The 8,467-nt window shown below is 47.3% G+C and carries 6 protein-coding genes; 2 read left to right on the top strand and 4 right to left on the bottom strand.

Annotation, left to right across the window (positions count from 1 at the left end; translation table 11 throughout):
- The first annotated feature begins 229 nt into the window (after positions 1-229).
- Positions 230-1,774: a C-3',4' desaturase CrtD gene (gene crtD / locus K4A83_RS20930; RefSeq protein WP_265266644.1), complete on the top strand. Its 1,545-nt coding sequence runs from the start codon at positions 230-232 to the stop codon at positions 1,772-1,774.
- Between the two features lie 138 nt (positions 1,775-1,912).
- On the opposite strand, the gene K4A83_RS20925 is transcribed toward crtD, so the two are convergent.
- Entirely contained in the window at positions 1,913-2,368 is a 456-nt protein-coding gene (locus tag K4A83_RS20925) for a hypothetical protein (RefSeq protein ID WP_265266643.1), read from the bottom strand.
- A 99-nt stretch (positions 2,369-2,467) separates the two neighbouring features.
- On the opposite strand from K4A83_RS20925, the gene K4A83_RS20920 reads away from it, so the two are divergent.
- Positions 2,468-3,943, top strand: coding sequence for an alpha-amylase (locus K4A83_RS20920; protein WP_265266642.1), 1,476 nt, complete (start codon positions 2,468-2,470; stop codon positions 3,941-3,943).
- Here K4A83_RS20920 and K4A83_RS20915 read toward each other — a convergent pair.
- The 3 genes from K4A83_RS20915 to modA all read right to left on the bottom strand — a co-directional run bounded on the left by K4A83_RS20915 (position 3,940) and on the right by modA (position 8,370).
- On the bottom strand, positions 3,940-6,660 hold the full coding sequence (locus K4A83_RS20915; protein ID WP_265266641.1) for a PAS domain S-box protein: 2,721 nt from the start codon (positions 6,658-6,660) through the stop codon (positions 3,940-3,942). The genes K4A83_RS20920 and K4A83_RS20915 overlap by 4 nt on opposite strands.
- 201 nt (positions 6,661-6,861) lie before the next feature.
- Positions 6,862-7,509 carry a molybdate ABC transporter permease subunit gene (gene modB / locus K4A83_RS20910; protein ID WP_265266640.1) on the bottom strand — a complete coding sequence of 216 codons (648 nt, stop codon included), beginning with the start codon at positions 7,507-7,509 and terminating at the stop codon, positions 6,862-6,864.
- A 69-nt stretch (positions 7,510-7,578) separates the two neighbouring features.
- Positions 7,579-8,370 (bottom strand): molybdate ABC transporter substrate-binding protein, encoded by a 792-nt coding sequence (modA, locus tag K4A83_RS20905; protein ID WP_265266639.1) that lies wholly within the window; start codon positions 8,368-8,370, stop codon positions 7,579-7,581.
- Between the last annotated feature and the right edge of the window lie 97 nt (positions 8,371-8,467).

The following is an 8,467-nucleotide window of genomic DNA, read 5'->3' as shown; positions in this document are numbered from 1 at the left end:
TGAATAACTCGGGGAGTTGGGAGTCAGGGAGCGGGGGAGCAGGGGAGCGGGGGAGCAGGGGAGCAGGGGGGCAATTCCCTATTCCCTATTCCCTATTCCCTATTCCCTGTTCCCTTGAACCGATAGGGGAGCGTCGGGATGAATTGGTGCGTCAGTCCAAAGGTTGACATCCGCCCCGCCGTAAACGGACGGGGATTCCATCTATTTCAACAGGTCAAAAAATAAAAAAATGAGTCAAAAAGTGGTCGTGATTGGGGCTGGCATTGGAGGATTAACGGCTGGGGCTTTGTTGGCAAAACGGGGCTATGAGGTGGTTGTGGTGGAACAGGCTGCCGTGCCGGGGGGCTGTGCTTCTACCTTTGAGCGCCGGGGTTTTACCTTTGATGTGGGAGCGACTCAGGTAGCGGGGTTAGAACCGGGGGGCATCCATGCCCGGATTTTCGGGGAGTTGGGGGTTGAACCGCCCGCAGCGCGCCCCTGTGACCCGGCCTGTGCGGTGTTTTTGCCGGGGGAGCAAGACCCTATATCGGTCTGGCGCGATCGCACTCGCTGGCAAGTCGAACGTCAACGGCATTTTCCCCACAGTGAACCATTTTGGCAACTGATGGCTACCCTTTTTGAGGCCAGTTGGCGGTTTCAGGGTCGAGATCCCATCCTCCCCCCCCGCAATAGTTGGGATTTGGGGCAGTTAATTGGGGCCCTGCGCCCCGATACCCTGATTACCTTACCGTTTGCCCTGATGACTGTTGGGGATGCCCTGAGACTCTATGGATTGGGGCAAGACCAACGCCTGCGCACCTTTCTGGACTTACAACTCAAACTCTATTCCCAAGTTAACGCCGAAGAAACGGCTCTACTTTACGCGGCCACGGCTTTAGGTGTTTCCCAAGAACCCCAAGGGCTGTATCATTTGGAGGGTAGTATGCAGGGTTTAAGCGATCGCCTTGTCCAAGCCCTAGAACGCCACAACGGTCAGCTACTCCTACGCCACACCGTCCAACAAATCCACACCAAGGGGGGCAAAGCCAGCGCCGTCACCCTACGTCAAGGCAAAACCGGGGCTATCTGCTCCTTAGAAGCGGATAATATTGTGGCTAATGTCACGGTTCATAATCTCCTGCAACTCCTGCCAGATGTTACCCCAGCCCCCCCCTCCACCCTCTGGGAGAATCCCCTCGCCCTATTAGGGTTAAATCCCTACCGTCAGCGTGTGGCACGACTGCCGAATCCCTCCGGGGCCTTTGTGGTGTATTTAGGAGTCAAACAGGCCGCTATTCCCGAGGGTTGCCCCCCTCATCTCCAATTCCTCTACGATTACGAGGGGGAAATTGGGGAAAATAACTCCCTTTTTGTCTCCGTTAGTCAACCCGATGATGGACGCGCTCCCCAAGGTTGTGCTACGGTGATTGCTTCTTCCTTTGTCGATACTCGGCCTTGGTGGGGGGAAGAAAGGGCGGCCTACCAACGTCGTAAGGCAGAATATCTACAAGATGCGATCGCTCGTTTAAGTCAATACTTCCACCTCACCCCAGACACCATCATCCACCAAGAAGCCGCTACCCCCCGCACCTTTGCCCGTTATACCGCCCGAGAAGCGGGTTTTGTGGGAGGAGTGGGACAACGGCGCTTCACTTTCGGCCCCTTTGGTTTTGCCACCCGTACCCCCATCCCCCATCTCTGGTTAGTAGGAGACTCCAACCACCCCGGCGAAGGTACAGCCGGAGTCAGTTATTCCGCCCTCACCGTAGTCCGGCAAATTGAGCAACAGAATTGATAATTGATAATTGATAATTGCTCCCCCTCTCCCCTGCTCCCCCTCTCCCCTGCTCCCCCTCTCCCCCGCTCCCCTGCTCCCCCTCTCCCCTGCTCCCCAAGTTATATGCCTAACGGCACGCTCCGCGCACAGCAAGCCCTAATAATGTGGGGTAAATTGATGATAAATAATCTGACCAATAATGAGGGCAGAAAGACCTCCTAAACCTAAAGCATAGGGAATAAAACGAGGGGAAACCCCCAAAAGGATTAGAGGCTTTTTACCTTGGGCTAAACCTAAAACAAGGAGGAGCGTAATAGTCCAAAGTAACAACAAAAAACTAGCCCATAATGGACCACTATATTGGGGAACATAGGGCAAAAAAACTCCACTAAACCAAACTTTAAAAGCTGCACTCCACGCCATCAAAATCAAAACCCACATATTCACCAAAACCAAGCCACCCATTCCGGCTTTACCTAAATACAACACCATGACCCCACTTAGCCCTATAATCCAAGGAGAGGCACGCCACGCGGCGAGTAGCCAGCCAATGGCGATATATCCCAGCCAGAGGGTGATTAAATATGCTGTAGCTAATAATCGCGGAATCAATTAAATCTGGAATCAATTAAATCTGGGATCTATTAAATCTGGAATCAATTACTCGGGACAATAGGACTAGGAGCCGTTTTGTTCAACCAAGGAGGAATCATGACATTAAATGGGGTAATCATGCAATACTTTCACTGGTATATTACGCCAGAACAGGTATTGTGGGAAGAGTTAAAAAATCAAGCGTCGGATTTAGCGAAAGCAGGAATTACGGCCTTGTGGTTGCCTCCTGCTTATAAGGCAATGGGAGGGATTAATGATGTGGGGTATGGAGTCTATGATCTCTATGATTTAGGGGAGTTTAATCAACGGGATACCGTTAGGACGAAATACGGCGATCGCACCCAATACCTCGAAGCCATCCAAAGCTTACAAGCCCAACAGATTCAGGTCTATGCCGATGCTGTGTTAAATCATAAAATGGGGGCAGAAGGCCTCGAAACCGTCCGCGCTACTCCCTTTTGGTCTGGCGATCGCCTTCACCCAAAAGGCCCCCGTCGCGAAATTAGAGCCTTTACCCATTTTGCCTTTCCCGGTCGTCAAGGCAAATATTCCCCCTTTGAGTGGCACTGGTGGCACTTTGACGCAACAGATTGGGATGACTTAACGAAAGAAAAAGATACAGTGTATCTGCTGGAAGGGAAACAATTTGATGATTATTTAGCCCTCGAAAAAGGCAATTTCGACTATTTAATGGGCTGTGATCTCGACTACCAACATGAAGAAGTCCGGGAACAAATTAAACATTGGGGAGAATGGTATCTCCACACAACGGGAGTCAATGGTTTCCGTCTCGATGCCATCAAACATATTTCCGCTTGGTTTTTCTGTGAATGGATTGATCACCTCCAAACACAAAGCAACCAGCCCCTATTTTTTGTCGGAGAATATTGGTACAATAATATTAATGCGCTCCATTGGTATGTGGATGCCGTGGGGGGTAAGATGTCCGTTTTCGACGTACCTCTACACTACAATTTCCACTATGCCAGTCGGTCTGGGGGTCATTATGATATGCGGAAGATCCTCGATGGCACCATGATGCAGCAGCGTCCCACCCATGCGGTGACATTTGTCGAAAATCATGATTCCCAGCCCTTACAGTGCCTAGAATCCCCCGTAGAGGACTGGTTTAAACCCCTCGCCTATGCCATTATTTTGTTACGTCGGGAAGGTTATCCCTGTATTTTCTATGCAGACTATTACGGGGCGAAATATGCAGACAAGGGACGAGATGGTAGAGAGTACACCATCACCCTAGTTGCCCATCGTTGGTTAATTGATAAGTTTCTCTATGCCCGTCATCACTACGCTTATGGGGAACAGTACGATTATTTTGACCACTACAACACCATCGGATGGACTCGTTTAGGGGATGCCACCCATCCTAAAGCAATGGCTGTCATTATGACCGATGGAGCGCCGGGGTGGAAGTGGATGGAAGTCGGAAAACCCAACGCCAAATTTATCGATCTGACCGAACATATTCAAGAACCCATTTATAGCAATGAAGCGGGATGGGGGCAATTCTGCTGTAAAGGGGGTTCTGTCTCGGTTTGGGTCGAGGTAGACTAGGGTTCAGGTTGGGGAAAGGCGATCGCAAAACAAGTTCCCCCTTCACTTTGCACCGTTAACTCCCCTTCCAACTGGGCCGTTAAATTAACCACCAACTGTAACCCCAAAGACTCCGTTTCCTCAACATCTAAATGACCCGGCAACCCTACCCCATTATCCCTTACCGCTAATAACAACTCCTCCCCCTCCTGACCCAATTCAATAGAAATTACCCCCTGAGCAGGAGGAGGAAAAGCGTGTTTCATCGCATTAGAAACCAACTCCGTAATAATCAACCCGCAAGGGATAGCCGTATCAATATCTAAGTAAATTTCGGCAACATTTACTTGCATTTGTACCCGATTCATACTGTCATAGGTACTCATTAAATTATGCACCAAACTGGTAATATAATCCGGGGCATTAATATAAGCAAGGTCTTCCGTTCTATAGAGTTTTTCGTGAATCAAAGCCATAGAACGCACCCGATTATAACAGTCCGTGAACATCATCACCGCTTGTTCATCCTCAATATAACCCGATTGCAACTTTAACAAACTAGAGACAATTTGCAAATTATTCTTAACCCGGTGATGAATCTCCTTCAGTAACACTTCCTTCTCCTGCAAAGAAGCGCGTAAAACCTGTTCCTGTTGCTTCCGTTCCGTAATATCTCGGAACATCCATAAATGACCTTGTTCCTGTCCTTCTACTACAATGGGAACATAATCTCGCGCAAACGTGCGACCATCCACCAATTCAATTTCCTCATCACTCATTACATGACCTTCCGCCAAAATCTTTTTATGGTGTTCTAAAAACCGTTCTCCATCCACAAAAAGATGTTGATAAGAATAGGGAAAATCTGCAAAACTTGCCCCAATTAATGTCACAGGGTGAATATCAATATTAAACAAATCACAAAAAGCTTGATTAGTTAAAACGACCCGTTGTGATTCATCTTTTACTAACACCCCAAACTGTAAATTTTCGATCAGTGTACTTAACCTTGAAGTCGTTGCTCTTAACTGTTCATTTGTATTTTTTAACGACTCCTCAAACTGTTTTCGTTCACTAATATCCCGTAAAATAACCATCACTTCCTCCTGCTTCACACTCACCGAAAAACGCGCTTCCCAGTGACTCACCACCTCACCCCGCACCAGTTGATATTCCAACACCGGACAAGTTTCCTCCGTCAGTGTCTGTTCAATACAACTCATAAATTCCTCAGCAATTTCTGGAGGTAAAGCGTCTCGCACTGTTTTACCTAAACACTTCCAAACAGGCAATAAAAACCCGTTACCTTCCCCTTCTTTAAAGTTTAAAAATGAACCATGACGACTTAACCGTACCATGGGATCTGGCATGGTATTTAATAAAGCGCGATTTGTTGCAAAACTACTTTCTAATGCCTCTTGTGCCTGCTTCCGTTCTGTAATATCCCGGTCAATTCCTCGGTACCCTTGAAACTCGCCCTTAGCGTTAAAAATCGGGACTCCACTGGTTTCTAAAACCACCGGATATCCTTCCTTATGTTGTGCGGTATATTCAATGCAATGAAAAGGCACACGATTTTCCCATAATGGGGCTACAACTTCCGTCACTCGTTCCGCTTCTGTCGCGGTCATAAAAGAATATAAATGCTTGCCAATCACCTCATGGGGACGATAGCCTAAAACATCGGTTAATTTAGGACTAGCATAAACACAAACCCCTTGATTATTGGTTTCCCAGACCCAATCACTGAGGGTTTCAATTAAGTTACGAAAACGCTCTTCACTTTGTCTTAAGGCAATTTCCGTCCTTTGCCGTTGCTCAATTTCTGCTTCTAAATGTTGAATGCTTTTTTCTAACTCAAGGGTGCGCTCTTTGACTTTTTCTTCTAATTGGGCATTCAGTTCCTGTAGTTTATATTGATATTTATGCCGTTCGGTAATATCTCGAATAATCAAAACAACCCCTAACAGTTCTCCCTGATCATTTTTTAGGGGAGAGGCACTGGCATCAATTGGTAATAAATGGTTATGAGGGTGCTGGAGTAAAAACCGTTCCGGTAGGGATTCATTTTGATTGTTTTTTCCGGGTTCATGATCGCCTGATGAATGGTGAAATTCGACGGTTTTTTGCTGTTTTAAAACTAATTTAACTAAATTAGGGATCACTTGTTTAGAATGACCTTCACAGACTCGAAAGACTTGATTGATAGGTTTTCCGACGGCCTTTTGTTGTGTCCATCCAGTTAATTGTTCTGCAATGGGGTTAATAAAGGTAATTGTGCCTTTTTGATCCGTTGTAATAACTCCATCACCAATACTTTTGAGTGTCGTGGTGAGCCATTGTTGTTGAGATTGCAGAGCGCGGTCATTCATGTATTTATGCAGTGCAATCCGAATAACAGAAGCTAATTCTCGCACATCAAAGGGTTTAATCAAATACCCGTAAGGTTCGGTCATTTTTGCCCGTTCTATGGTTTCTGCATCGGCATAGGCGGTCAAGTAAACGACTGGGACAGAAAACCGTTCTCGGATAGTTTCTACGGTTTGGATGCCATCTAATACGCCGGGTAAACAGATGTCCATTAATACGAGATCGGGAATATTTTGTTCTAGGTATTGAATCGCTTCCTCCCCAGAGTTGACTAAGGCGGTTTGATAGCCAATGTTTTCTAGTAAATGTTCTAGGTTTGATGCGATATGAGTTTCATCTTCAACGATTAATATAAGGGTAGGAATCATAACTACTTATGAGTCATCAATTAGGAGTGGGGTGGGGGAACACTGAGACAAGTTTAGTCTATTGGACAGAATACTCCAACTAGCTCACAGCAATCTCACCCAAACCCTAGATTGGGCTACGGACAAATCCAAGTCGCCGAGGTGAAAATTGCGATCGCCAATAGGAAAACGCAACGACGAATCTTGGACGGTTTTGTACGACTAACTTTTACCCCGACTTTCTAAATATCTCACCCACCCGACCAGAACAAAAGCCATCGTAGTCATAATCAAAACCATACCATTGGCTAAATCGTAACGTTGCATCTGTACCGCATCATAGAGGGCTAGAGGGAGGGTTTGAGTGCGACCGGGAATATTGCCACAAACCATCAGAGTTGCCCCAAATTCACCGAAAGCACGGGCTATGCTCAACCCAAAACCCGCTAATATGCCCCGATAGGCAAGGGGTAAGGTAATTTGCCACAGAACATCCCACTCAGAAGAACCAAGGGTGCGGGCGGCTTCTTCCAATTCGGGGTTAACGCTAGCAATGGCGGCTCTTGTGGATTCTACCATGAGTGGTAGGGCGACAACAGTCGAGGCGATCGCGCCAGCTTGCCAAGTAAATACCAAATCTAAGCCTAATCCTTCCTTCAGGGGGCTCCCCCGTCCTAAAGCTAACAATAAACCATAGCCCACCACACTGGGCGGCAGAACAAGGGGAACATTGAGCAAGGTAGAGAGAAAAATCCGCCCCGGAAATCGGGTACGAGCAAGTATAATTCCTAAGCTTACACCCAAACCTAAAATCAAAAGACTGGCAAGAATCGTAACTTTTAGCGAGAGTAGGGACGCTTGCCAAATCATAAGCTTGCAATGCTATTGAAGCAGGTAGGGAATGAGTTGCTGGGGGTTGATGTGGACATTTTTTGATGCTCAATCCTGACTCCGAACTTCGGATTCTTCCGGCATAGTAAAACCATATTGCTCCATTAAGACTCTCCCTTGTTCCCCCTTAATAAAACTAGCAAACTCCCGCGCTTCTTGGGGATGAGGGGCATTTTTCGGCAAGGCTAACATCTGTTCAAGAGGTTGGTGGAGGTCAGCCGGAATCAGTACCCATTGCCCGGGTTTACCAATACTAAGGGAAAGGGCTGTAATAGCTACATCCACATTGCCCGTTTCTGCATAATATTGGGCTTGACGAACATTTTCCCCGTAAATGAGTTTAGGCTGAAGGATATCCCACAGTCCCAAGGTTTGTAAAGCTTCTCGTGCAGCGACACCATAGGGAGCATGATCTGGATTGGCTAGGGCGATACGCTGGATTTCGGGCTTTAATAGGTCTTCAAGGGTTGTTATCTCTAAGGCACTCTCTGGACGCTGCCAAAGAATAATCTGTCCGATGGCATACAATGCTTTGGTTTCCGATTCGATTAACCCTTTCCGGTCTAAATCTTCGATGACGTGCCGATTGGCGGCGGCGAATAAATCTATTGGAGCCCCTCGTTCAATTTGTTGGGCTAGTTGTCCAGTGGAACCAAAGTTAAAGGCAATTGAATGTCCTGTTTCTTCTTGCCAACGTTCACGGATTTGGGGGAAAACCTCGTTTAAATTAGCGGCGGCTGAGACAGTGAGGGTGATCCGGTCTTGTGGGGGGGAAGATGTTTTACAAGCAATTAATAGACCAATCAGCAAGAATAGACAGAATTTAAGGGCTGGTTTCATTGAGGAAATGAGTCTATGTAGGGCGTGCTGAATAACTCGGGGAGCCGGGAATCGGGAGCAGGGGAGCGGGGGGGCAGGGGAGCAGGGGAGCGGGGGG

Origin of the sequence: Spirulina subsalsa FACHB-351 (assembly GCF_026130165.1) — a bacterium.
GTDB classification, from domain to species: domain Bacteria; phylum Cyanobacteriota; class Cyanobacteriia; order Cyanobacteriales; family Spirulinaceae; genus Spirulina_A; species Spirulina_A subsalsa_A.
Note: the sequence above shows the minus strand (reverse complement) of the source record. Positions and strands in the feature narration are given on the sequence as shown.

Coding starts and splice junctions, on each gene's coding strand:
- crtD (WP_265266644.1), top strand. CDS start 230: ATGAGTCAAAAAGTGGTCGTGATTGGGGCTGGCATTGGAGGATTAACG.
- K4A83_RS20920 (WP_265266642.1), top strand. CDS start 2,468: ATGACATTAAATGGGGTAATCATGCAATACTTTCACTGGTATATTACG.
- K4A83_RS20915 (WP_265266641.1), bottom strand. CDS start 6,660: ATGATTCCTACCCTTATATTAATCGTTGAAGATGAAACTCATATCGCA.
- modB (WP_265266640.1), bottom strand. CDS start 7,509: ATGATTTGGCAAGCGTCCCTACTCTCGCTAAAAGTTACGATTCTTGCC.
- modA (WP_265266639.1), bottom strand. CDS start 8,370: ATGAAACCAGCCCTTAAATTCTGTCTATTCTTGCTGATTGGTCTATTA.